Below are 24,229 nucleotides of genomic sequence, written 5' to 3' on the forward strand. Positions count from 1 at the left end.
ATTGTGCCGCAGCTGTCCAGTGAAACTGAAGGCACCCGCCAGCACTAGTGGCGGCGGCCTCGTTCACGCAGGTCGGAGCGGGGTGAGCGGGTGGCTGTGGCGTAAGGTAACCGGTCAAATGCGCACGCTGCTGATCGACAACTACGACTCGTTCACCTACAACCTGTATCAGCTGATCAGTGAGGTGAACGGGGTCGAACCCGTGGTCGTGCGCAACGACGAGGTGCGCGATGTGTCCGCGCTGAACCTGGACTCCTTCGACAACGTGGTGATCTCCCCCGGGCCCGGGCGGCCCGATGTGCCGCGTGATTTCGGCATCTCGGCCGCGCTCCTCGCGGAGTCGGACCTGCCGTTGCTCGGGGTGTGCCTGGGCCATCAGGGTCTGGTGATCGCGGCGGGCGGCTTGGTCGTGACCGCGCCGCACGCCCGGCACGGGTTTCCCGATCGCATCACCCACGACGGGCTGGGGTTGTTCGCCGGTGTGCCACAGGATTTCACGGCGGTCCGCTATCACTCGCTGTGCGCCGCCCGGCCGCTGCCCGACGTGCTGGAGGTGACGGCCACCGCCGCGGACGGGGTGATCATGGGCGTCCGGCATCGGACCCGCCCGCAGTGGGGTGTGCAGTTCCATCCCGAATCGGTCGCCAGCGAGTTCGGCGCGGCGCTGCTGCGCAATTTCGCGGAGCTGACCCGCGCGCATCAGCGGACGAACCATAGATCCCGCCCGCCGGTCGGCGTGAACGCTGTTCCCCAGCACCGGGTTTCGCCGCCGCACGGCGACGGCGAGCCGATCGTCTACCGCGTGCTGCAGGAGGTGATCGAGCGGGCCGTCGACGCCGAGGCGGTGTTCGAGCGGCTGTATCGCGATTCGCCCGGCGCGTTCTGGCTGGACAGCGAGCACGTCGAGCCGGGGCTGGACCGCTTCTCCTTCCTCGGGGACGGTTCGGGCCCGCTGGCGGAGCTGGTGCGGTACCGGGTCGGCGCGGGCCACGTGGAGATCGAGTCGGCGGCGGGCCTGCGGACGGTGCCGGGCGGCGTGCTGGACTACCTGTCCGGTGAGCTGAAGCGGCGGCAGATCCAATTCCCGGCGGTGCCATTCGATTTCGCCGGCGGGTACGTCGGCTACCTGGGCTACGAGATGAAGGCGGACTGTGGCGCGACGGCCGCGCATCGGGCGGATACCCCGGATGCGCAGTGGCTCTTCGCCGATCGGCTCGTCGTGGTCGATCACGAGGCGGGCCGCACCTATCTGCTGGCCCTGGCCTACCCCGATGACGTTGCCGCCGCGCAGGATTGGCTCGCGACCACGCGCGCCACCATCGCCCCGTTGCGAACCTGGGAGAATCCCCCGGAGCTACGGTTACGCGCCGACGAGGCGACGGTCGCCCCGCTGCTGACGCGCGGCCGGGACCGCTACCTCGCCGACGTGCGCGAGTGCAGACGGCAGTTGCTGGCGGGCGAGTCATACGAGATCTGCATCACCGACGGCGCGTACCTACCCGCGAGCAGCGACGGCCTGAGCGTGTATCGGACGCTGCGCCGCTGTAATCCCGCGCCCTACGCGGCGTTCCTGCGTTTCGGCGAGCTGGAGGTGGCGTGTTCCTCCCCCGAACGGTTCCTCAAGATCGACCGCACCCGCACGGTCGAGAGCAAGCCCATCAAGGGCACCGCCCCGCGCGGTGACACCCCCGAGCTGGACGAGCGCCTGGCCGCCGATCTGGCACGCGATCCCAAGACCCGCGCCGAGAACCTCATGATCGTGGATCTGCTCCGCAACGATCTGGGCCGCGTCTGCGAGGTCGGCTCGGTCCACGTGCCCCATCTGATGGCCGTGGAGACGTATACGACGCTGCACCAACTGGTCTCGACCGTGCGCGGCCGCCTGCGCCCCGATCTCGACGTGATCGACTGCCTGCGCGCCTGCTTTCCCGGCGGCTCGATGACCGGCGCCCCCAAGCTCCGCACGATGGAGATCATCGACGCCCTGGAGACCGAGGCGCGCGGCGTCTACTCCGGCACGATCGGGTTCCTCGGCCTCGGCGGCACCGCCGACCTGAACATCGTCATCCGCACCGCGGTCCGCCACGACGGCCGCTGGCGCGTGGGCGCGGGCGGCGCGGTGGTCCTGGACTCCGACCCCGAGGCCGAGTACCAGGAGATGGTCTGGAAGGCCGCCGCCGCCCTGCGCGCCCTCCCCCACCTCGGCGTTCCCCCGTCCGCTCCCCTGCCCTCGGCCTGACCCGCCGGGCACGCCACCGGTATCGAGCGGATCGCGTTCTCGCCCGGGCCACGGGTGGAGCGGTCAGCGGCGACGACCGCCCGACGCTAGGTGCGCCGCCCGCGCGGGGGCGATTCGGGTTCGGCCGGTGGGGTGCTCTCGCGGCCGGTGAGGCGGGCCAGGAAGGAGACGCCGGGGAGCTTGTCCAGGCGGGTCAGGACCTCCTCGCCGAGGGCCGTGAGCGACTCCAGGCGGATCAGAAGCTTGTCGTAGGCCACGAAGGCGGGTTCGGCCAGGGCCAGCGTGCGGTCGAGGCGGTCGATCGTGGAGTTCAGGCGGTTCACCGCGACGGTGAGGTTCTCGATCAGGTCGGGGAGCTGGGCGGCCAGTTGGATCGAGGCCGGAGGCAGGCGGACCGCGGTGTCGAAGGCCGAGGTGGCGGTGACCTGGGCGGAGTCGAGGGCCTGGCCGGCGGCGGCCTGGGCCGCCTCGACCGCGGCCTGGGCGGCGGCGAGGATGTCCGCGGGGTTGGGGACGCGCGGGGCGCCGGATTTGGCCCGCTGGGGCTGGGGCTTGCGGGCGGACCCCTTGGGATCGGTCATGTATCCACTGTGCCGCAGGCCGGGGCGAAACGGGATCAGGTTCGCGACCGGGCGTTTTCCCGGGCGGATTTCCTGTCGTAGTCGCATGGCATAGTTCGTGGTCGATGAAACTGACCAAGGGTGGCCATGCGCCTGTTCCGACATCGCTTCTGACGGTTGTCCTTTCGTGGCAATCCGATCACGAGGTGGATGCGCACGCCTTACTGCTCGCCCGGGACGGCCGGGTGCGCTCGGATCGTGATTTCATCTTCTTCAACGCGCCCAGACACCCCTCGCAGGCGGTCACCCTGGATCAGGAGCCCGCGCCGGGCACCGCGCGGCTGTCGGTCTCGCTGCCGCGCACCGAATCCGAGGTGGATCGGATCGTGCTCACCGGCTCGCTGGACGCCGGCGCGTTCGGCGACGTCCCCGGCCTGATTCTCACCGTCTTCGACCACAGTCGCCCGGTCGCCTGGTTCGAGGTATCGGACGCGGAGTCCGTGCGGGCCATGATGTTCGGCGAGTTCTACCGCCGCGAGGACACCTGGCGGTTCCGTGCGGTCGGACAGGGCTGGGCGGTCGGTTTGGCCGGTCTCGTCGGCGAATTCGGTGTGCGGGTGGATGATCCGGCGACATCGGACCGGTCCGCGCGCGACGCGGTGAACCGCGAGTCCGCCACGCAACCGGGCGGCGCACAGCGGCCCGGCGCAGCGGCCGGTTCCCCCCTGGCCGGTACCCCGCGCGCCGCCGCGACCCAGCACACCGGCGCTGCCGAGCTGCACGCCGCGGCGCGATCGGCCGGCACCGCCCAGCGCACCGGCGCCGCGTCGGCGACGGCCGTGCGCCAACCGGCTCCCCTGCCCACCGTCCCCCGCCGCGGTTTCTCCCTCGAGCGCGAGACCCGTCCGGTCCCGCCGGTCCGCCCGCCGAATCCCGAACGCGCCGACTGGCATCCGCACCCGGACGCCCCCGCGCGCCTGCGCTGGTGGGACGGCACGGAGTGGACCGACGCCACCCGACCGCGCCCGCCCGGCGACGCCAAGCACTGCGCGCGCTGCGGCCGGCCGCGCCGCCGCCGCTTCTTCGGCGCGCCCGCCCCCTGCCGCGAGTGCGCGACCGAGGTCGAGGCGTACCTGTCCGGCTGGCGCGGCCGCGCCGAACGCGCCCTGCGCACGGTCGGCCCGCACGGTGACGACTGGGAGGCGCTGTTCACGGCCCTGCGCTTCCAGCGCATCGACCGCGCCCAGGCCCTGACCCTGCTGCGCCCCCAGGCCCACGATCACGTGGAACGCCTGGTGGCCTTCGCCTTCGCCGACGGCAGGGTCGATCAGGCCGAGATGGACGATTTCGACGACACGGTTGCCACCCTGGCCCTGACCGGCCCGCTGATCGAGGATCTGCGCCGGCGCATGCAGCGCGTGCGCACGCTGACCCGGCTGCGCGACGGCGAACTCCCGACCGTGAGCGCGACCGGCCTGCACCTGGACCCGGCCGAAACCCTGCACCTCAACGTCCCCGCCATCCACATCCGCCAGCTGGCCCGCGGCCCGAAGCACACCGAGGGCAGATTGCTGTGCAGCAACAAGAAGCTGCGCTTCACCGGCGCCGACACCGGCACCGAAATGCTGTGGTCCCGTGTGGTTTCGGTGACGGCCGAGCACGGCACGGTGGTGGTCGCCGCCACCTCGGCGCGCGGCGGCGCGGTCTTCGAGGTCGCCGACCCGCACCATGTGGCCGCGACCCTCGAGGGCGCGCTGCGGGTGGCCAAACGCCTGGCCCTGACCCCGGGCAAGCTGGACACCCGCACCATTCCGCAGGAGGTCAAGGCCCAGGTCTGGCAGCGCGACGGCGGCAAGTGCGTCGAGTGCGGCGACAGCCACTACCTGGAGTTCGACCACATCATCCCGCTCAGCCGCGGCGGCGCGACCAGCGCCCCGAACCTCCAGATCCTGTGCCGCGCGTGCAATCGCGTGAAGGGCGCCCGCATCTGACCCGCACGAAGTGCGCGGCGAGCGCGTGACGGGACGAGCCCGGCGCGCGGGGAGCGGACGAATGTGGGGAATCGTACAGCGAGTGATCAATCATGTTGAGGGGCAGCCGAAACGGCCCTAGCGTCCTGGGGAGCAGCTCGGAGAGGGGAACGACATGCAGGTTGCGGTGCTCGGCGGGACGGGAACGCTCGGTACGCCGGTGGTGCGGGATCTGGCGGCCAGGGGGCACACGGTGCGGGTGCTGTCCCGCTCGGCGCCGCGGGATCCGGTGGCCGGAACCGTGCACCACCCGGTGGATCTGGTGACCGGCGCGGGCCTGGACGCGGCCCTGCAGGGCGTGTCGGCCGTGGTGAACGCGGCCAGTCATCGCGGTCTGCGCAGTGACCGGGTGCTGGTGGACGGCGTGCGGACCCTGCTCGCGGCCGAGGAGCGCGCGCGGGTCGGCCATCACGTGGAGATCTCCATCGTCGGCTGCGAACGGGTGCCGTTCAGCTACTACCGCACCAAGACCGCGCAGGAGCGAGTGGTCACCCACGCGCCCGTGCCGTGGACGCTGTTGCGCGCCACGCAGTTTCACGAGCTAATCGATGAAATTCTGGCCGGTGCGGCGAAGTTCCGCCTGGCCCCGCGCGGCGCGCTGCTGTTCCAGCCCGTCGACGTGGTGGCCGTGGCGGCCCGCCTGGCCGATGCGGTCGAGGCGGGGCCGTCCGGCCGGGTCCGCGATATCGGCGGCCCGAGCGTGCAGTCGCTGACCGAGCTGGCCGCCGCGCGGCGGACCGCGCTGGGACAGTCCCTGCTCCCCGTGCCGGTGCCGCCCATCGGCCGTGTCGTCCGACGAGTGCGCGACGCTGCGCTGTGCCTCGACGACGATGGCGAGGCGGTGTCGTTCGACTATGCCGAGTGGTTGCGCCGACGATATGGGAAGCCGGGTCGCTGACCTGCATTCATCCTGCGCTTCCGAACCGCCGCGCGGTATCCGGATTTCCACCGAGATTTCCGGGTGCGACTACGTAGGGGTACCGATCCCCCGGGATGACGCGCGCGGCGGTTCGTCATCCGCGCGCACGATGCGCCGGCTCAGTTCCGCATGACGCGAACGACGGCCGGCTCGGCGCAGAACAGCGCCGTGGCCGCGCTCGCGCTCAGCCCGGTCTCGGTCAGTCCGCCGGAATCGACTACGGCGCAGGTGGTTCCGGCCACCTTGCCGTCCCCGCCCTCGATGGGCCGCACCCGCGCGGTGACGACCGCGTGCAGCCGGTCCCGCACGAAGGTCCAGAACTGGATGTCCCAGGCGGCGTATCCGGCGTGCGCGGAGGCGACGGTGTAGCCGGATTCGGAGGTGTCGATGCCGATTCCGCGGAGCTGGCCCGCCCGCCGGTACTCGAGCGACCCGTTCCCCGCGTGGTGGACGGCGTACGCGGCGTTCGCGGTGGCCAGGAAGAGCGGAATGATCAGCTCGTCGCGGCCGTCGCCGTCGAGGTCGCGCAATCGCGCCCCGGCCGTCGTCCGCCAGCCCCGCTCGGTGATGGTCTGCACCTGTTCGCCGTCCTCGTCGCGCACGATGACGGTGGTGACGCTGCTCGATCCGTTCGCGGCGTAGCGCACCTCGAACACGAGACCGGTGCCGTCGCGACCGCGCAGCACGCAGTCGGAAGATATTGCGGCCGAACCGATGTCGCCGCACGGCGGCAGGCCGGTCACGGGATCGAGGTCGGGGGCTCCGGCGGATTCGGTCGCCGCGACCGTGGACCCCGGTTCCGCCGGATCCGCTCCACCGCACGCGGTGAGCGCGACGGCTGCGAGCGCGATCATCGTCCAGATCGCCGTTCCGCGCCGCATACCGCGAGGATAACCGCCGGACGCCCACCCGGCAGGGCGTGCGCTGCGGCCTCGGATCCGCGCGCTCTCCTGTTCAGTGGGACGCGTGCTCGCGACCGCCCCGCCCAGCGCCGACGATATGCCTAATCGAAATAGTTCCAGCAGAAGTCGAGAGGGCACGCATGCATGCCAGCGCAGCGCAGGCCGATCACCACGATGTGATCATCATCGGGGCCGGTTTCGCCGGGCTCTACGGCGTTCACCGGGCGGCCCGGGCCGGCCTGAACGTGCTCGGCCTGGAAACCGGCGCCGACGTCGGCGGCACCTGGTTCTGGAACCGCTACCCGGGCGCGCGCTGCGACGTCGAGAGCGTGGACTACTCCTACTCCTTCGACGCCGAACTCCAGCAGAGCTGGACCTGGACCGAGCGCTTCGCGGCGCAGCCGGAGATCCTGGCCTACATCCACCACGTGGCCGAGCGATTCGACCTGCGCAGGCACTACCGTTTCGAACAGACCGTGACCGCGGCGGCTTTCGATGACGAGTCCGGCATCTGGACCGTGCGCACCGCCGACGGATCGCAGTTCCGTTCCCGCTTCGTGGTTTTCGCGACCGGCTGCCTCTCGGCCCCCATCAAGCCGAACATCCCGGGCGTGGAAACCTTTGCCGGGGAAGAGTTCTTCACCGCGCGCTGGCCCGAGGAGGGCGTGTCCTTCGAGGGCAAGCGGGTGGCGGTCATCGGCACCGGCTCCTCGGGCATCCAGATCTCGCCCATCATCGCCCGCGAGGCGCAGGCGCTGACGGTGGTGCAGCGCTCCCCGAACTTCAGTGTGCCCGTGCCGAATCGGCCCTGGACCGTGCAGGAGCAGGAGCAGATTCGCGCCACCTACCCGGCGCGGCGCGAGAAGTCCTACTACGCCCCGGCCGCGACCCCGCATCCGAGCCTGACCACCAAGGCGCTGGAGCTGTCGGCCGCCGAGCGCGAGCAGGCCATGGAGGACCGCTGGAACGGCGGCGGCGTGCTGTTCAACAAGGTGTTCCCGGACCAGAACAGCGATATCACGGCCAACGAGCTGGTGCGCGAGTTCGCGGTGGCCAAGATTCGCGCGAAGATCGACGACCAGTCCGTCGCGGACGACCTGATCCCCACCGATCACCCGATCGGCACCAAGCGCATCTGCACCGACTCCGGCTACTACGAGATGTTCAACCGGCCGAACGTGTCACTGGTGAACCTGCGGCGCGAGCCGATCGAGGAGATCACCCCCACCGGCATCCGCACCGCGGACAAGTTCGTGGAGATCGACACCCTGGTCTACGCCACCGGATTCGACGCCATGACCGGCGCGCTGCTGCGCATCGACATCACCGGCGCGCGGGGCACGAAGCTCGCCGACACCTGGGCCGACGGCCCGGTCACCTACCTGGGCTTCGGCATTCACGGCTTCCCGAACATGTTCAGCATCAACAGCGTCGGGACGCCGTCGGTCATGGCGAACATGGTGCTGCACTCGGAACAGCAGCTCGACTGGGTGCTCGCGCTCGTCGAATACTGTGGGGCGCAGGGCATCCGGCAGGCCGACGCGCGCGCGGAGGCCGCCGCGACCTGGACCGATCACCTCATGGAGGTCGCCGAGGGCACGCTGTTCGTGCGCGCCAACTCCTGGTACATGGGCGCGAACGTGGAGGGCAAGAAGCGCGTGTTCATGCCCTACATCGGCGGATTCGGCAACTACCGCCGCTTCTGCGACACCGAGCGGGACAGCGGCTACCCGAGCTTCGAACTCACCCGATAAGCGCCGTCGACGCGGCCGCCGCCCGTCCGGGCGGCTCCGCGATCAGGCGGGCAGGCCCAGCCCCGAGGCCAGCACGGGCCACGACTTCTTCAGCTCGTCCTGCCAGTACCCCCACGAGTGGGTGCCGTAGGGCGGGAAGTCGAAGGTAGCCGGGATGCCCAGCTGATCGAGCTTGACCTGCATGTTCCGGGTGCAGTAGTTGGTGGCGGCCTCCAGCGCACCGCCGAGGGTCGTCTGATTCACCAGACCGCCGACCCCGGGCAGGGTGTGCGGACCGTCGAGGGTGTCCCACGGGCCGGGCAGGCCGGTGCCGCTGGAGATGTACAGGTCGAGTCCGCGCAGCTGATCGGCGTGCACGTACGGATCGTTCTCGGCCCACATCGGATCGTCCCTGGGGCCGTACATGTTCATCGTGTTGCCGCCGCCCGCGGCGACCACGAGATTGACGAAGTTGTAGCCGAGGGGATCGCTGATCTGCGCGCAACCGCTGTACGCGGCAACGGATCTGTACAGCCCCGGCGCCGCGATGGGTAGTTGCAGCACCGACGTGCCGGCCATGGACAGACCGGCGATGGCGTTGCGGCCGTTGGTGTTCAGCGCGCCGTCGATGAGCGGCGGCAACTCTCGGGTGAGGAAGGTCTTCCTCTTGTTGACCCCGAGGTTGGGATCCTCGGCGCGCCAATCGGTGTAGTAGCTGAACGCACCGCCGATCGGCTGCACCACTTCGACGTCCTTGTCGCGCAGGAAGTTCAGCGCGTCGGTCTGCTTCTGCCAGGTGGCGGTGTCCTCGCCGCCGCCCGCGCCGTTGAGCAGGTACAGCACCGGGCGCGGTGCGGAGGTGTCGGCGGCGCGCTGGACGTCGACCTCGATGTTCTTGTCCATCGAGGCGGAGTAGACCTGCAGCCGCAGGGTGCGGTCGTCGACGGTCGTGGTGGAGACGATCCTGGAGCCGTTCGCGGACACTTCGGCGGTCGGCGGCGCGGGTGCTGCGCCGGCGGTGCCCGCAGCGATCGGTAGCAGAACAGTTGCGGCCAACGCCATTGCCGCGCCGCCCCAGATCCTCTTTGCACGCACGCGGTCTATCTCCTCGGTAGAAGTCATGTTTTCGAGCTGAAGTATCGAGGTCACCTACCCTGCCGCAGTTTACTGATGGTTTGCTGACCTGATACTTAGTGACACCTGAGAGGTCCCGGTCAGGGCCCGGATTACCGGCGCTCCCCGGCCTGTCAGCGACCTGTCGGCGCGTTGTCAGCGCGCCCGGCGACCGTGGTCTCACACCGGATGAGCGGCCCGAACACGAGCCGCACGGACACCAGCCACGGAAGAGGTAAGGCAATGTCGGATAGCGCGCTGTCGAAGATGCTCGAGGCCACCGCCACCGAGTTCGGGATCCCGGGCATGACCGTCGGCGTGTGGGCCGGCGGCCGCGAGATCTTCGCCGAGTACGGCGTGACCAGCATCGAGAACCCGCTGCCGGTGGATCGGGACACGCTGTTCACCATCGGCTCGACGAGCAAGAGCGTCACGGCTACCGCGGTGATGCGCCTGGTCGCCGAGGGCCGGATCGACCCGGCCGCGCCGGTCCAGCGGTACGTCCCGGAGTTCACGCTCAGCGACCCGGCGCATGCCGCCGCGATCACCGTCGACCAGCTGCTCAACCACACGTCCGGACTGGATTGGAGCCTGATCAACGACACCGGCGCCGGCGACGACGCGCTGGCGGAGTTCGTGGCGCGGCTGGTCGACATCCCGCTCATCGCTGCGCCGGGGGCGCGGGCGTCCTACAGCCAGGCCGGGTTCAATCTGCTGGGCCGGGTCGTCGAGAAGGTCACCGGGCTCACCTTCGAGCAGGCCATCACCCGGCTGGTGCTGGATCCGGTCGGCCTGGCGCACAGCGGCTACGACCGCGACGCCATCATGACGCGGCGGTTCGCGGCCGGGCACGAACGGGACGAGAACGGTGTGCTGTCGGTGTCGCGCACCTGGACCGGGACCCGCGCCAACAACCCCGGCGGCGGGCTGGTCTCCTCGGTGGCGGAACAGCTGCGCTGGGCCCGTTTCCAGCTCGGGGACGGCCGGGCCGAGTCGGGCGAGATGGTTCTGCCCGCCGAGGTGCTGCGTGAGATGCGCAGCCCCACCGTGGAATTGCGGGCCAGCAGCCTCGGTGACGCCATCGGCCGCTGCTGGTTCCTGCGCGAGATCGGCGGCGCGGCCACCTTCGGTCACGGCGGTTCGGCCTTCGGCCAGTTCGCCGAATTGCTGCTGGTCCCCGAGCACGATTTCGCGATCATCGTCCTGTCGAACGCGAGCCCCGACGGGATCCCGTCCAATCAGGCGGTGGTGCGCTGGGCGCTGGAGCACTACCTGGGCCTGGTCGACGGTGATCCCGAGCCGCTGCCGTTCGACGCGGATCGCGCGGGAGAATTGCTGGGCACCTACGACATCGACGCGATGACGATGACGGTGCTGACCGACGGCACTGGCCTGTCCCTGGAATGCCGGATCAAGCCGGAGATCCGCGCCGCCGCCGATACCGATCTCCCCCAGGATCATCCGCCCTTCCCCTTCGGCCTGCTGCCGGGCGACGGTGACGAGTACGTCATCACCGAGGGCTCGTTCAAGGGCCAGCGCGGCTACTTCAGCCGCGACACGACGGGCGCGATCACCGGCCTGGACCTGGCCGGTCGCCTGTTCACCCGCGTCTGATCGACCTGGAAACCTTCCTCGCACATCGGTTCCCGGACACACCCGTCCGGGAATCGACGCGTTCGCGGACAGGAACGGTCGCCGCTCCGCGCTCGGGATTCACCCTGCGACAACGGAGAGCACGACTGCCCGTCGTATCCGGCGCCGCGACGAGCCACCGAACCAACTTGGCGACATGACGTGCCCCGCGCTCGCCCGGACGAGCGTCGCGGGCACGGCAGTACCGGGCCGGGGTGTGGGCGATCTGCAGGACCGCACCTGCCACGGTGCCCGACCGGAACAGCCCACAGCGCTCCGGATTCACCCTCGGGCGTGTGAGCCCAGCCGGTCGAGCGCCTCGTCGCGGGGTTCGCTCGCGCCCAGGTCGTACGCGACACGGAACGATTCCGGGCCGACCTGGGCAGTCAGTTCCGCGGTGAGCGTGTGCATCTCGGGTTCGCCGTGGTCGAACTCACCGCGAATGGCTTCGCTCAGGCCCAGTGCCGTGGCGGACTCGGCGAATTCCCCCTCCTGGCACAGCAGTTCGGCCAGCAGTTCGGCGGCGTGGGCCTGGGCCTGGGTGACGGCGGCGACGTCACCGACGTGGAACGCGCCCGTGATCACGGCGGGTAGCAGCTCGCGCGCCCGCTTCGGGTCGCGGGCGGTGAGGCGGACGGCCGTGCGGGCGAACACGATCCGATTGACCGCCATGCTCTCGGGCAGCGGCAGCCGGTCGATCCGCTGTTCGAGCCGGTCGAGTTCGGCGTCGGCGCGCTCGGCATCGCCCGCCCGCCGATACGCTTCGGCGCGGCTGAAACCGAGGACCTCCCGCAGCCGCGCGTGGCCCAGTTCCTCCGATTGCCGCTGTGCCGCTTCGATATCGGCGCTCGCGCCTTCCAGGTCACCGGCGCGCATGCGCGCGTGCACGAGTTCGGAGCGGCTGACGAACAGATCGTCCTCCATCCCCGTCTCCGAGGCCAGCGCCACCGCCCGGCCGAAGGCGGCGATGGCCTGCTCGTGCGCCCCGGCGAGCCCGTGCGCCCGCCCGACCCCGAGCAGCACCACGCCCAGCCCCCACCGGTCCCCGGTGATCTCGAACGCCCGCAACGCCTCCCGCCGCTCGACGGCCCCCGCGCGGGGCTCCCCGCGCCCGGTGAACGCGAGGTCCCGCGCCATGTGCGCGCTGGCCCGCACCCACGGGTCCGGCCATCCCACCGCCAGTTCGAGCTGCCGTTCGGCCAGCTCCCGCTCCCCCGCGCCCGAGGCGACCAGCGAGGTCCACGACGGCAACGCCGGATGAAACTCGAGCGCCCCCGTCCGCACACAGTCCTCGATGAGTGCCCGCACCGCCCCCGCCTCCCCCGTAGGCGCCCCCGCCATCAACCGGATCACCCGGAATGCCGCCCGCGCGTCCTCCGCGAGCTCCAACCCCAGCACGTCCCCCACCGCGCTCTCGAACTGGCTGCTCATCCCCCGAATCCCCCAGTACCAGAACAACGCCCGCGTGAATCGCACGACCTCGTCGACCCTGGCGGATCCGGCCCCACCCGGCGCGCCACGCCCGACCGCAGCGGCCGGAGTGGACGGCACCGCTTCCGTGCTGCCGGGCTCGCGTCCGCGCGCGAGATCCCCGTTCGTACCCGAGCGATCGTCGTCCCCACCCGCATTCACCGACAGCCCCACGGCACTTCCGCTGCCGGAATCACTCGCGGCGGCGAGTGCCGAGCGCAGAGCGAAGGCCAGGTTCGGGTGCTCGGCGTCGAAAAAGGCGATGGCGGTGAGTTGTTCGCGGGTGCGCAGGCGGGGCTCGGTGGTCTCGGCCATCGCCAGGTAGTGCGATCGGAAGCGGGGGGCGAGGTCGTCGCCCGCGGCGGCCAGGTGTTCGGCGGCGTAGGCGCGGATGGTTTCGAGCATCCGGTAGCGCGGGTTCTCCTCGTCGGTGACGGTGACCAGGGACTTCTCGACCAGCGCGCCCAGGAGGTAGACGATGTCGCCGGCGGGCAGGGCCGGGTCGGCGCAGATCGCTTCCAGGGCTTCCAGTGTCGCGCCGGCGGGGAAGTAGGAGAGCCTGCGGGCCAGCAGCTGTTCCGGTTCGTCGAGCAGGTCCCAGCTCCATTCCACCAGGGCCAGCAGGGTGCGCTGGCGTGGGAGCGCGGTTCTGCTGCCGGAGGTGAGTAGCCGGAAGCGGTCGTCCAGGCGGTGGGCGATGTGGTCGACGCTCATGGCGCGCAGTTTGGCGGCGGCCAGTTCCAAGGCCAGTGGGATGCCGTCGAGTTGGCGGCAGATCTCCAGCACCGGGTGCAGGTTCCGCTCGTCGAGGGTGAAGCCGGGCCGGACCGCCGTCGCGCGGTCGAGGAACAGCCGGACCGCCGGGTTGCGCTGTGCCGCCTCGGTTTCCAGTGTCGCCGCCGGTACCGGGAAGGGACCCAGGTGGCACAGCGTCTCGCCGTCGATCGCCAGCGGCTCGCGGCTGGTGGCCAGCACGCGCAGCAGCGGCAGCCGGGCGAGCAGGTGCGCGGCGAGTTCGGCGGCCGCGGCGATCACGTGCTCGCAGTTGTCCAGAACCAGCACGGCCGCACCGACATCCAGCAGTTCGGTGAGCCGGGCGGCCCCCGCGCCGGTCATTCCGCCCGCGGCGGCTTCCAGCGCGCCGGAGACCGCGTCGGCGAGCTGGTCGGGTGTGCCGACCTCGGCCAGGGGCACGAAGAACACGGGCTCGCCGGCCCGCCTCGACATGGCCTCGAGGGCGAGCCGGGTCTTGCCCGCTCCGCCCGGACCGACCAGCGTGACGAGCCGGGACGTCGCGAGCTGCTCGTCCAGGGCGGCCAGTTCGCGCTCGCGGCCGATGAAACTCGTCAGCCGCGCCGGCAGCGCGCTCCCGGTGGGTTCCCTACGGGCGGCCGGTGTTTCGAGTTCCCCGCGCAACAGCGCGAGGTGGGTGTCGCGCAGCTCGGCCGACGGATCGATGCCGAGCTCCTCGCCGAGCCGCTCGCGCATGTCCTCGTAGACCGCCAGCGCGTCGGACTGCCGTCCCGCCGCGGCGAGGGCGCGAATACGCAACGCGGCCAGCCGTTCTCGCAGCGGACGTGCGGCCCCGGCGGCGTCCAGGTCGGCCAGCACGGCGCCGTGCCGGCCCAGCCGGAGTTCGGCGTCGAAGCGGTCCTCGAGCGCCGCTGCGCGCAGCTCGTCGAGCCGGGCCACGACCGCGTCCGTGAACGGCGCGTCCAGCACGTCGCCCAGGGCGGGCCCGCGCCACAGTGCCAGGGCTTCGGTCAGCGCCGCCGTGGCCGCGGCCGCCCGGCCCGCGGCCAGCTCCTGCCGCCCGCGCCGCACCAGCTCCTCGAAGCCCGCGGCGTCGACCCGCACCCCGGGCAGCCGGTAGCCCCCGGCCGCCAGTTCCACCTCGCCGGTCCCCCGCAGCGCCTTGCGCAGCCGGGACACCAGCGCCTGCAGCGCACCCGCCGCCTCGGCGGGCGGATCCTCGCCCCACAGCCCGTCGATCAGCGCACCGACCGGCACCGTCCCACCGGCTTCGAGCGCCAGCCTGGCCAGCAGCATGCGCACCCGCACCCCGCCGATCTCGACCGGCGATCCCTCATCGGTCCACACCTGAACCGGACCAAGCACACCTACCCGCACCCGGGGAGTCTCGCAGAATCGGACGTTTCGGTGTTATCCGCGATCCCCGGAGGCCGCCGCTTTACCTCGCGGGTAATCGACCACGGGCTCACCGTGCGGCACCCTCGATCCATGAGCGAAATCGATCCGGTCGGCACCCAGCTGTTCGCCACCATGCCCTTCAGCGAGCGTCTCGGCCTCGAGGTCCTCGAACACGACGCGAAGCTCGTGCGCGCCCGCCTGGCCTGGGACGCCTCGCTGTGCACGCTCGGCGGCGCGCTGCACGGCGGCGCCCTGATGTCGCTGGCCGACGCGACCGCCGCGGTGTGCGCGTACCTGAACCTGCCCGAGGGCGCGCAGGGCACCACGACCGTGGAGTCCAAGACCAATTTCCTGCGCGGGCTGCGGTCCGGGCATGCCACGGCCTCGGCCCGCCCACTGCACGCGGGCCGCAAGTTCATCGTGGTGGAGACCGAGATCCACGACGACGAGGGCAAGCTGGTCGCCAAGGTAGCCCAGACCCAAGCCGTCCTCTGATCCCGCGCGCGAGGCGGCCGACCGGTCAGGAATCGAGAAGCCTCCCCCGCTCGCCCGCCCCTACGGTTGTCGATGACGAAGCGCCCGGTTCCGGAATGGTTGAATCGAGCCGGGCGACTCCGACGAGACCGCGCAGGCGGCCCGCGAGACGGATGGAGAGACGATGAGCAGGTCCACGAAGACGGCTGCGCTGCCCCTGGCCGACAGCCACGACATGATCCGCGTCCACGGCGCGCGCGTGAACAATCTCAAAGACATCAGCATCGAGATCCCCAAGCGCCGCCTGACGGTGTTCACCGGCGTGTCCGGCTCGGGTAAGAGCTCGCTGGTGTTCAGCACGATCGCCGCGGAGTCGCAGCGCCTGATCAACGAGACCTACAGCACCTTCGTGCAGGGCTTCATGCCCACCCTGGCCCGTCCCGAGGTCGACGTGCTGGACGGCATCACCACCGCGATCATCGTGGACCAGCAGCGCCTGGGCGCGGATCCGCGCTCCACCGTCGGCACCGCCACCGACGCCAACGCCATGCTGCGCATTCTCTTCAGCCGCCTCGGCAAGCCGCATATCGGCTCCCCGCAGGCGTTCTCGTTCAATGTGGCCTCGATCAGCGGCGCGGGCGCGGTGGCGATCGAGAAGGGCGGGCGCACCACGCGCGAGCGCCGCAGCTTCAGCATCGTCGGCGGTATGTGCCCGCGCTGCGAGGGCCGCGGCAAGGTCTCCGACATCGACCTGACCCAGCTCTACGACGACACCAAATCCCTCGCCGAGGGCGCCTTCACCATTCCCGGCTGGAAGTCCGACAGCTTCTGGACCGTGCGCGTGTACGCCGAATCGGGCTTCGTGGATCCGAACAAGCCGATCCGCAAGTTCACCAAGCGCGAGATGAACGACTTCCTCTACAAGGAGCCGGTCAAGGTCAAGGTCGACGGGGTCAACCTGACCTACGAGGGCCTGATCCCCAAGATCCAGAAGTCGTTCCTGTCCAAGGACAAAGAGGCGCTGCAGCCGCACATCCGGGCGTTCGTGGAGCGCGCGGTGGCCTTCAGCGTGTGCCCCGACTGCCACGGCACCCGGCTCACCGAGGGCGCGCGCTCGTCGAAGATCAAGAAGATCAGCATCGCCGACGCGTGCGCCATGCAGATCAGCGATCTGGCGGAATGGGTTCGGGCACTGAAGGAACCGTCCGTCGCGCCGCTGCTGGAGGCGCTGTCCAAGACGCTGGACTCCTTCGTGGAGATCGGCCTGGGCTACCTGTCGCTGGATCGGCCGTCGGGCACGCTGTCCGGTGGTGAAGCCCAGCGCGTCAAGATGATTCGGCACCTGGGCTCCGCGCTCACCGATGTCACCTACATCTTCGACGAGCCCACCGTGGGCCTGCACCCGCACGACATCCAGCGCATGAACGAGCTGCTGCTGCGCCTGCGGGACAAGGGCAACACCGTCCTGGTCGTCGAGCACAAGCCCGAGACGATCGTCATCGCCGATCACGTGGTGGATCTGGGTCCCGGGGCGGGCAAGGGCGGCGGGACCGTGTGCTTCGAGGGCACCGTCGAGGGCCTGCGTTCCAGTGACACCATCACCGGTCGGCACTTCGACGACCGCGCGGCGGTCAAGGAAAACCTGCGTAAGCCCAAGGGCGCGTTGCAGATCCGCAAGGCCGACGCCAACAACCTGCAGAACGTCGACGTCGACATCCCGCTCGGGGTGCTGGTGGTGATCACCGGCGTCGCGGGTTCGGGCAAGAGTTCGCTGGTGCACGGCTCCATCCCGGCGGATGAGAACGTGGTCTCGGTCGATCAGACCGCGATCAAGGGTTCGCGGCGCAGCAATCCGGCGACGTACACCGGTCTGCTGGAACCGATTCGCAAGGCGTTCGCCAAGGCCAACGACGTCAAACCGGCGCTGTTCAGCTCCAATTCCGAAGGCGCGTGCCCCAATTGCAACGGCGCGGGGGTGATCTACTCCGATCTGGCGATCATGGCGGGGGTGGAGACCCCGTGCGAGGTGTGCGAGGGCAAACGCTTCATGGCCGAGGTGCTGGACTACAAGCTCGGCGGCCGGGACATCAGCGAGGTGCTGGCCATGCCGGTCACCGAGGCGCTGGAGTTCTTCGGCGACGGCGAAGCCAAACTGCCTGCCGCGCATGCCATTCTGGAGCGGCTCTCGGATGTGGGCCTGGGCTACCTGACCATCGGGCAGCCGCTGACCACCCTGTCCGGCGGTGAGCGCCAGCGCCTGAAGCTGGCCACGCACATGGGCGACAAGGGCGGGGTCTACGTGCTCGACGAGCCGACCACGGGCCTGCACCTGGCCGATGTGGAGAACCTGCTGGGTCTGCTGGACCGCTTGGTGGACGCGGGCAAGTCGGTGATCGTGATCGAGCATCACCAGGCGGTCATGGCGCACGCCGACTGGATCATCGACCTCGGCCCGGGCGCCGGCCACGACGGCGGCAAGATCGTCTTCGAGGGCACTCCGGCGGACCTGGTCGCGGCGCGCTCGACGCTCACCGGTGAGCATCTGGCGGCCTATGTCGGCGCCCCGGCCCGCAAGCCCGCGCGCAAGCGCTGACCCGCGCCGGGACGGGCCCGCAAGGTCCGTCCCGGTAGGATCGCGCAGGTGAGCGGCATATCCCCCGAGGAGCAACGCCTGCGCGAGCTGACGCGCCTGCGGCGGGTCCGCGACCGGATAGACCGCGAGTACGCCCAGCCGTTGAACGTCGAGGCCCTCGCGCGCGACGCGCACATCTCCGCCGGCCATCTGAGCCGCGAGTTCAAGGCCGCCTACGGCGAGTCGGTCTACAGCTACCTGATGACCCGCCGCATCGAGCGCGCCATGTCCCTGCTGCGCCGCGGCGAGCAGAGCGTGACGGAAGTCTGCTTCGCCGTGGGCTGTTCGTCGCTGGGCACCTTCAGCACCCGTTTCACCGAGCTGGTCGGGGTCCCGCCCAGCGTCTATCGCGACCGGCACGCCCCCGCGGGCCCGGAAATGCCGTCGTGTGTCACGAAAAAGGTGACTCGCCCGATCAGAAACAAGTAACCCCAGCTCCCGGACATACGGTGAATGCCATGGACATCACGATTCATTCGAGTTTCCTACCCCACACCGATCCCGAGGCGTCGCTCGGTTTCTACCGCGACGCCCTCGGTTTCGAGGTCCGCAATGACGTGAAGTACGGCGACCTCCGCTGGCTGACCGTGGGCCCGCCCGGCCAGCCCTCGACCGCGATAGTCCTGCATCCCCCCGCCGCCGATCCCGGGATCACCGACGAGGAACGCCGCACGATCGCCGAGATGATGGCCAAGGGCACCTACGCGACGGTCGTGCTCGCCACGAAGGATGTGGACGCCCTGTTCGACCGCCTGGTGGCCGCCGACGCCGAGGTGATCCAGGAGCCGACCGACCAGCCGTACGGGATTCGCGATTGCGCGTTCCGCGATCCGGCGGGGAATCACATCAGGATCAGCGAGGTGCCCTGAGCTCGGCCCGGTGCCGGCCCCCTGCCGAGTAGCTCCCGCAGGGGAACCGGGCTGGGTCGCTGCCACGTCGTCCCGATCCCCTACCCGGTGCGCCGAATTCCCGAATCCGCGCCGGCCGCGCGGTCAGGTGCCGGGCCGCGACGTCGCCCCCGAACCTTTATCCGGGTAGCGAATTCCGAATCCGTCAGGCCGCGAGGTCAGATGGCAGACGCCGTCCGAGCAGGATCGCTGCAAACTGCCACGTGAGATCGTCTGCAGCAGCCCGATAGCCCAGCACGCCGGGCAGCCCTTCAGTGCCACCACACCCACGGGCAACAGGAGCAATGCGACCACGCCGGCAACCGGTATCAGCGTGAATGACGCTGCAAGCGAACCGAATCCAACGATTCCCCGAACCAGGTGCGCGGTCAGGGACGCGCTCGCGAACGACGGCGCACCCGCGTGGGCCGCGCCCCTCACTCCCCCACCCCCTGACCGCTCAGCTCGGCTCGCACCGCCGCCCGCGCCCGATGCAGCCGCGACTTCATCGCCGCCGTACTGAGTCCGACCGACTGCGCGACGACGCTCCCCGGCAGCCCCTGCACGTCCCGCATGATCAGCACTCGCCGCTGGTCCGCGGGCAGGGCCGAGATGGCGGCCGCCACCCGCTCGACCTCGAGCCGCCCGAGCACGTCGTCCTCCGCCGAGGCGGCGGCGAGCTCGATGACCCGTTCGCTCCGCCGCCCCACGTCCCGCACCCGCCGCAGACACTCGTTCCGCACGATCCGAAACATCCACGAGGCCAACGCCGTAGTGGCCCGCAACGTCCCGATCTTCCGGTAGAGCACGATCATGGCGTCCTGCGCCGCGTCCTCCGCGTCCTGGCTGCTGGCACACAGCGAGAACGCGAACCGCCGCACATGCGGGTGCGCGCCGGACACCAGCGCCACGATGGCGCCCTCGTCCCCGTCCCGGGCCGCGGCCACGATCTCCTCGGCGGGCCACCCCACACCCCGGCTACCCACGGGACCCCCTCCGCTTCCGCAGCACGACGACACAGCTGCACACCGCAACGGCCGCGATCACTCCGGCGACAACAAGAACCGTCATCATCTTCCTCTCGCTCCGCGCGAGCCTCGAGGCCCGAGCACCCATAAGAGCGCTCGGCCGCGCAAAGGATTCATCGGGAGCCGGTGGGATTCGGCGGCCACGGGCTCACCGGTGGGTGGAGCTCGGTCCGATGGGCCGAACGCGGGTGATGGCGAGGGAGTCTCGACCGAGCTGCTTCTCGGCCCCACGCCGTCCCCGATTGCGCGGCATGGTCGACACGCGAAGGTCTCGATCCACCGCACTCCCTATCGATTCGTGGTGTAGTCCCTGGCGATCAGAGCCGCTCGCAACTGCCACATGCTCGCCGCGCTGTGCGGATCGAGTCCGAGCAGCTGGTGGATGCGCCGGAGCCGGTTGTCGACGGTGTTCTCGTGCACCCGCAGGTCACGCGCGGTGTGGCGGCGGCTCATGTCGTTGGCGGTGTGCACCCGCAGGGTGTTCATCAGTTCGGGGTGCTCCGCGAGCGGATCCAGGATCGCCGCGAGATGATCGCGGGCGGGCCCGGGCCGGGTGATCTGATATTCCAGCGCCAGATCGTCGAAGCCGTACACCCCGGAGGTGCCGTAGACGCGCCGCACCATGTCGAGCAGTTCGTGGCCGTCCTCGGCCGCCTTGGGTATCCGCTCGCGGTCGGCGACCGTCACGACAATGCTAAGTGTCGTCCACGCGACGAGTTCGCGAATGTCCGCGAGCGGAAACAGACCCGGTATCAAGACGGTCCCGCCGCGCGGACTGTGCAACGCGGGCACCGGTTCCCCGAACCGTTCGGCCAGCGTCGCCAGCAACCCGTGCGCGGACACCCAGTCACGCGCCGCGGGGTCGGCGGCGACGGCCAGCACCGTGTACTGCGCGGTGAGCTCCGCGCCGTGCTCGCGGGTGAACTGTGCGGCGTCGAAACCGTGCAGCAGCGCGTGGGCGACAACCTGGTGCGCGGGCCGCTCGTGCGCGCCCGGGGCGGCTTCCATGTACGCCTTCGCCACGGTCGCGGTCACCGCGTGCAACCCGTCCAGCAGGGGCCGAATATCGTGGCGGCGTGTGGATTCGGCTTCGAGGTCGTTGACATGCAGCCGAAAACCCCGGTGCACCAGCCGCTGCACGGTGTCGATCGGGACGCCGATGGCCGCCCAGCGCGCGGCGGCCCGATGAATTCGCGCGATGCGGGTGTGCAGGGGCACGCCGTCGCTGGTGACCAGTCCCAGGCACTCGGCGACGATCGCGCGGATCTCCTCGCGAATCACGTTGCCGCGCAGGTCACGACGCGGGACGGTCCGCAACAGTTCGCCCGCGATCCGCTCGGCCGCCTGTGCCGTCCGGACAGGCGTACCGGGCGGAGCGCTCGTCATCGGGACCTCACAGTGTGCCGCCGCCACCGATCAACCAGGGGTTGAACGTGCATGCGAGCTCCGCGTGGTCGACCGGGTCGAGTGCGTTCAGCGCGATGGAGGCCGCACGCGGGGAGTACATGAGGGTCAGGTGATCGGACAGGTCCTGCTCGCACCCGTCCTGCAGGGTGATGTTGCGAACGCTCGCGCCCTCCCCGGCCCGCAGGAATGTCAGATCGTACGGGTTGGTGACCTCGTCGTAGCGCGATCCCACCGCGGTGTAGTCCACGCCCGCGACCGTGTCCCCGTCGGCGTTGAGTTTGGCGTAGAACGACGAGCCCACCACCTGCTCGATGTTCGAGATCCCGACGACCGGTTCCACGAAGCCGAGGATGTCGATTCCGAGATTGTTGATCGCGCGCCCGAGCGACGCGATCCCCAGCAGCGACGTGCCGTGATGAGTGGCGCCGAAGGTCACCAGCTTGCCGATCTTGCCGGCGCCCCCGTCGAACTTGACGTAGTGGTTGGCCACGGTGCCACCCTGGGAATGTCCGACGATGTCCACCTTGTCCGAGCCGGTCGCGGCGCGCACCTTGTCGATGAAGTCGGCGACCTGCGCGGAGGATTCCTCCATCGGCCCCACGCCGTAGCGGCCCGGCAGTATCGCTCCGAAGCCACCGCCCTCCACCAGCCCGGAACGGCCGAAGTTGAGTGCGTAGACGCAGAATCCGGCGCGCGCGAGCCGCGGTGACAGGTAGCTGAAGGTGTCGAAGGCGTTGAGCCAGGTGCCGTGCAGCAGCACCACCGGGCGGGGATGCACGGCGGAGGGTTTACAGTCCCACTTGTTCGCGCCCGCGGGGGCGATGTTCGGGTTGAGCAGTCCGTACGCGAAAGCGGCCAGCGGAGCGGTCAATTCGGGCCCCTGCCCGACCGCGGCGGCCGCGGTGCTGCGCCCGTAGGCGGAGCCGCTGCCCGATCCGGACCCGCTGCCCGACCCCGAGCCACTGCCCGAACCGGAACCGCTACCCGACCCCGAGCCGCTGCCGGAGTCCGCGATCGCCCGGGGCTGGCGGCCGTCCGGTGCCGGATCGAGCCCCGCCGTGACCGTATCGGCGAAGGACTGCAGGTCCGAGGTGATGACGGGTTCCGCGGCGACGGTCGTGCCGTGGACGACCTGGGCGGCCGCCACTCCCACCAGTAGTGCGAGCACCGCCGCCGCGCGGGGCCGATGTTGCTTCGTTGCAAACATTTTCAACTGAATCCCATCCGATTGTCCGGCCTGTGGCGCGGACCGTAGAGCGACGCCAACTGTGACCCGGATCTCCGAATTCAGGTGGCCAGAAAAGTCTGGATCAGCAGCTCGTGCCAGTCACTCCGCTGAGCGACGAACTTCGGCGCCTCGAAGTTGGCGCAGATGCCAAAAACCCGCCGATCCGGAGTTGGGCGATTGTTCGGCGCACTGCTGTCGGCGACAATTCCGGCCATGTCTGTCGCTACACCGCCCGCCACCTCGGATACTCCCCTGGCGATCCGCCTGCTCACGCGGTGGCCGCAGATCGCTCAACGGATGCTGGACGCCGGGCTCGGGGCGACGACACCGGGCGGGGATCTGCCCGAACGGCATTTCACCGCCGAGGTGCTGCCCGCCATCCAGGCCTGCGGGCGCGCGGTGCTGTTCGCGCTCGGCGAGAACCGGGACCTGACCCGCGCGGAAACCGCCGAGTTCGTCGCGCCCGTCGCCGAACGCCATGCCGAGGACCGCTTTCCGCTGTCGATCCTCATCGAGGCGATCCACGGCTCGGCGCAGGCAGTCCTGTCCGAAGCGGCCGCGGTCGCGACGCCGGAGGAGATGTCTCAGCTCGTCGAGGTCTCCGCCCGCGCGCTGGCGCTGCTCATGCACATCAACATCGTGGTGATGGAGGCGTACACCGAGGTCGAGCACTCGGTGTACAACGCAGAACGAGAAGCCCGCCGCGAACTGTGCCTGGCCCTGCTGCGTGGTCAGCCGACCGCCGAATTATCCGCCCGCGCAGCCACACCCGTCACCGATCACTACACGGTGCTGGCCATCCACCTCGCCCCGGAAGAGCACCCGAGCCCGGCGGCGGACCTGCTGGCGCGCCGGCGCATGCGGATCGTGCATCGAGCGCTGGAAACCCTCAGCAACGGCACCGCGCTGCTGACCTTCGACGGCACCACCGGAATCGCGCTGCTCCCCGAGCATTCCGACGCCCCCACCGGAACGGACCGCTACACCGACCTCGCCGCCGACCTGGCCACACAGTGCGGCAAACCGGTGATAGTGACCGACTCCACCACCGTCGCGGTCGATCAACTCCCCGGTGCCGCAGAGGAAGTCACCGAACTCGCGATACTCGCATGGCGGCTCGACCGCCCGACCGGCCGCTACCGCATCGATGACCTGCTGCTGGAATACCAACTCACCCGCCCGGGCGCTTCGCGTGATCGACTCGCCGCGCTCATCACTCCCCTGGCACGCACCCCGCACCTGCTCGAGGCGCTCAAAGCCCATCTGCACTTCGGGGCCCACCGCAAGCTCGCGTCCGAGTCACTGCACGTACACCCGAACACCCTCACCTACCGCCTGCGGCGCATCGGTGAACTCACCGGGATCGACCCGACCGACCCCAACAAGTCCCGCGTCCTCGCCGCCGCTCTGACCATCTACGACATGTACTCGCCGAGCGAGGTACCGGAGCAGGGCGAGGAGCGCCCCGCGTAGGCATCGACCGGAATCCGGGGTGCGGTCGCACCGAACCGGTCGGAGGCGAGGACCCAGCGCCCGTGGACTTCGCGTTCACGCGCACCGGCAGTCTGACGCTGCGGCGCGCACAAGAGGTAAGCAACCGATAGTCAGCGACAGAGTCCGAGCAAACCGACGCATAGGGTGTGTGGGGCGGGTGGGGCTCGAACCCACGACCAATGGATTATGAGTCCACGGCTCTAACCGACTGAGCTACCGCCCCTGACCGCGACGGAAGCCGCGGGCGATGGGATGGTACCGCTTCGGGTGTGGCGTTGCCTACTCGGCCACGGGGGAACCTAGTGTGTCGTAGGCGGATCGAGGGATTGG

At 70.1% G+C, this 24,229-nt stretch carries 18 protein-coding genes and 1 tRNA gene; 10 read left to right on the top strand and 9 right to left on the bottom strand.

What is annotated here, in order from left to right; genetic code table 11:
- Positions 1–118 precede the first annotated feature (118 nt).
- A complete protein-coding gene (gene pabB, locus ACWIGI_RS05795; protein WP_454201198.1) occupies positions 119–2,239 on the top strand; it encodes an aminodeoxychorismate synthase in 2,121 nt (706 codons plus the stop codon).
- Between the two features lie 86 nt (positions 2,240–2,325).
- Here the strand turns inward: pabB and ACWIGI_RS05800 are convergent, their stop codons facing one another.
- Positions 2,326–2,820 carry a hypothetical protein gene (locus tag ACWIGI_RS05800; RefSeq protein ID WP_454201199.1) on the bottom strand — a complete coding sequence of 165 codons (495 nt, stop codon included), beginning with the start codon at positions 2,818–2,820 and terminating at the stop codon, positions 2,326–2,328.
- 104 nt (positions 2,821–2,924) lie between these two features.
- Between ACWIGI_RS05800 and ACWIGI_RS05805 the strand changes: the two genes are divergently transcribed.
- Together ACWIGI_RS05805 and ACWIGI_RS05810 are read left to right on the top strand one after the other, a co-directional pair.
- On the top strand, positions 2,925–4,790 hold the full coding sequence (locus tag ACWIGI_RS05805) for a TerD family protein (RefSeq protein WP_454201200.1): 1,866 nt from the start codon (positions 2,925–2,927) through the stop codon (positions 4,788–4,790).
- A gap of 154 nt (positions 4,791–4,944) precedes the next feature.
- Positions 4,945–5,727 (top strand): SDR family oxidoreductase, encoded by a 783-nt coding sequence (locus ACWIGI_RS05810; RefSeq protein ID WP_454201201.1) that lies wholly within the window; start codon positions 4,945–4,947, stop codon positions 5,725–5,727.
- 140 nt (positions 5,728–5,867) lie between these two features.
- Here ACWIGI_RS05810 and ACWIGI_RS05815 read toward each other — a convergent pair whose 3' ends face one another.
- A complete protein-coding gene (locus tag ACWIGI_RS05815; RefSeq protein ID WP_454201202.1) occupies positions 5,868–6,629 on the bottom strand; it encodes a hypothetical protein in 762 nt (253 codons plus the stop codon).
- 161 nt (positions 6,630–6,790) lie between these two features.
- Here ACWIGI_RS05815 and ACWIGI_RS05820 point away from each other — a divergent pair, with 161 nt between their 5' ends.
- Complete coding sequence (locus ACWIGI_RS05820; RefSeq protein WP_454201203.1) at positions 6,791–8,404, top strand: flavin-containing monooxygenase; 1,614 nt, start codon at positions 6,791–6,793, stop codon at positions 8,402–8,404.
- A gap of 42 nt (positions 8,405–8,446) precedes the next feature.
- Here the strand turns inward: ACWIGI_RS05820 and ACWIGI_RS05825 are convergent, their stop codons facing one another.
- Positions 8,447–9,445: an alpha/beta hydrolase gene (locus tag ACWIGI_RS05825; protein ID WP_454201447.1), complete on the bottom strand. Its 999-nt coding sequence runs from the start codon at positions 9,443–9,445 to the stop codon at positions 8,447–8,449.
- Between the two features lie 294 nt (positions 9,446–9,739).
- On the opposite strand from ACWIGI_RS05825, the gene ACWIGI_RS05830 reads away from it, so the two are divergent.
- Positions 9,740–11,110: a serine hydrolase domain-containing protein gene (locus tag ACWIGI_RS05830; protein ID WP_454201204.1), complete on the top strand. Its 1,371-nt coding sequence runs from the start codon at positions 9,740–9,742 to the stop codon at positions 11,108–11,110.
- Between the two features lie 300 nt (positions 11,111–11,410).
- On the opposite strand, the gene ACWIGI_RS05835 is transcribed toward ACWIGI_RS05830, so the two are convergent.
- Positions 11,411–14,728, bottom strand: a complete 3,318-nt coding sequence (locus ACWIGI_RS05835) for an AfsR/SARP family transcriptional regulator (RefSeq protein ID WP_454201205.1) — start codon at positions 14,726–14,728, stop codon at positions 11,411–11,413.
- 111 nt (positions 14,729–14,839) lie between these two features.
- Between ACWIGI_RS05835 and ACWIGI_RS05840 the strand changes: the two genes are divergently transcribed.
- The 4 genes from ACWIGI_RS05840 to ACWIGI_RS05855 all read left to right on the top strand — a co-directional run bounded on the left by ACWIGI_RS05840 (position 14,840) and on the right by ACWIGI_RS05855 (position 18,724).
- A complete protein-coding gene (locus ACWIGI_RS05840) occupies positions 14,840–15,244 on the top strand; it encodes a PaaI family thioesterase (protein ID WP_454201206.1) in 405 nt (134 codons plus the stop codon).
- 163 nt (positions 15,245–15,407) lie between these two features.
- Positions 15,408–17,816, top strand: a complete 2,409-nt coding sequence (locus ACWIGI_RS05845; protein WP_454201207.1) for an ATP-binding cassette domain-containing protein — start codon at positions 15,408–15,410, stop codon at positions 17,814–17,816.
- Between the two features lie 57 nt (positions 17,817–17,873).
- Positions 17,874–18,284 (top strand): helix-turn-helix transcriptional regulator, encoded by a 411-nt coding sequence (locus tag ACWIGI_RS05850; RefSeq protein WP_454201448.1) that lies wholly within the window; start codon positions 17,874–17,876, stop codon positions 18,282–18,284.
- Positions 18,285–18,313: 29 nt separating this feature from the next.
- Positions 18,314–18,724 carry a VOC family protein gene (locus ACWIGI_RS05855; RefSeq protein WP_454201208.1) on the top strand — a complete coding sequence of 137 codons (411 nt, stop codon included), beginning with the start codon at positions 18,314–18,316 and terminating at the stop codon, positions 18,722–18,724.
- 455 nt (positions 18,725–19,179) lie between these two features.
- On the opposite strand, the gene ACWIGI_RS05860 is transcribed toward ACWIGI_RS05855, so the two are convergent.
- The 4 genes from ACWIGI_RS05860 to ACWIGI_RS05875 all read right to left on the bottom strand — a co-directional run bounded on the left by ACWIGI_RS05860 (position 19,180) and on the right by ACWIGI_RS05875 (position 22,620).
- Positions 19,180–19,728, bottom strand: a complete 549-nt coding sequence (locus tag ACWIGI_RS05860) for an RNA polymerase sigma factor (RefSeq protein ID WP_454201209.1) — start codon at positions 19,726–19,728, stop codon at positions 19,180–19,182.
- A 330-nt stretch (positions 19,729–20,058) separates the two neighbouring features.
- Complete coding sequence (locus tag ACWIGI_RS05865) at positions 20,059–21,156, bottom strand: PucR family transcriptional regulator (RefSeq protein ID WP_454201210.1); 1,098 nt, start codon at positions 21,154–21,156, stop codon at positions 20,059–20,061.
- A gap of 7 nt (positions 21,157–21,163) precedes the next feature.
- Positions 21,164–22,384: an esterase/lipase family protein gene (locus tag ACWIGI_RS05870; protein ID WP_454201211.1), complete on the bottom strand. Its 1,221-nt coding sequence runs from the start codon at positions 22,382–22,384 to the stop codon at positions 21,164–21,166.
- 80 nt (positions 22,385–22,464) lie between these two features.
- Positions 22,465–22,620 (bottom strand): hypothetical protein, encoded by a 156-nt coding sequence (locus ACWIGI_RS05875; RefSeq protein WP_454201212.1) that lies wholly within the window; start codon positions 22,618–22,620, stop codon positions 22,465–22,467.
- Here ACWIGI_RS05875 and ACWIGI_RS05880 point away from each other — a divergent pair.
- A complete protein-coding gene (locus ACWIGI_RS05880) occupies positions 22,619–23,878 on the top strand; it encodes a PucR family transcriptional regulator (protein ID WP_454201213.1) in 1,260 nt (419 codons plus the stop codon). The two genes, ACWIGI_RS05875 and ACWIGI_RS05880, sit on opposite strands and share 2 nt — an antisense overlap.
- Positions 23,879–24,048: 170 nt before the next feature.
- On the opposite strand, the gene ACWIGI_RS05885 is transcribed toward ACWIGI_RS05880, so the two are convergent.
- A tRNA-Ile gene (locus ACWIGI_RS05885) sits at positions 24,049–24,122 on the bottom strand.
- Positions 24,123–24,229 lie beyond the last annotated feature (107 nt).

It is taken from the genome of Nocardia sp. NPDC055321 (assembly GCF_053645575.1).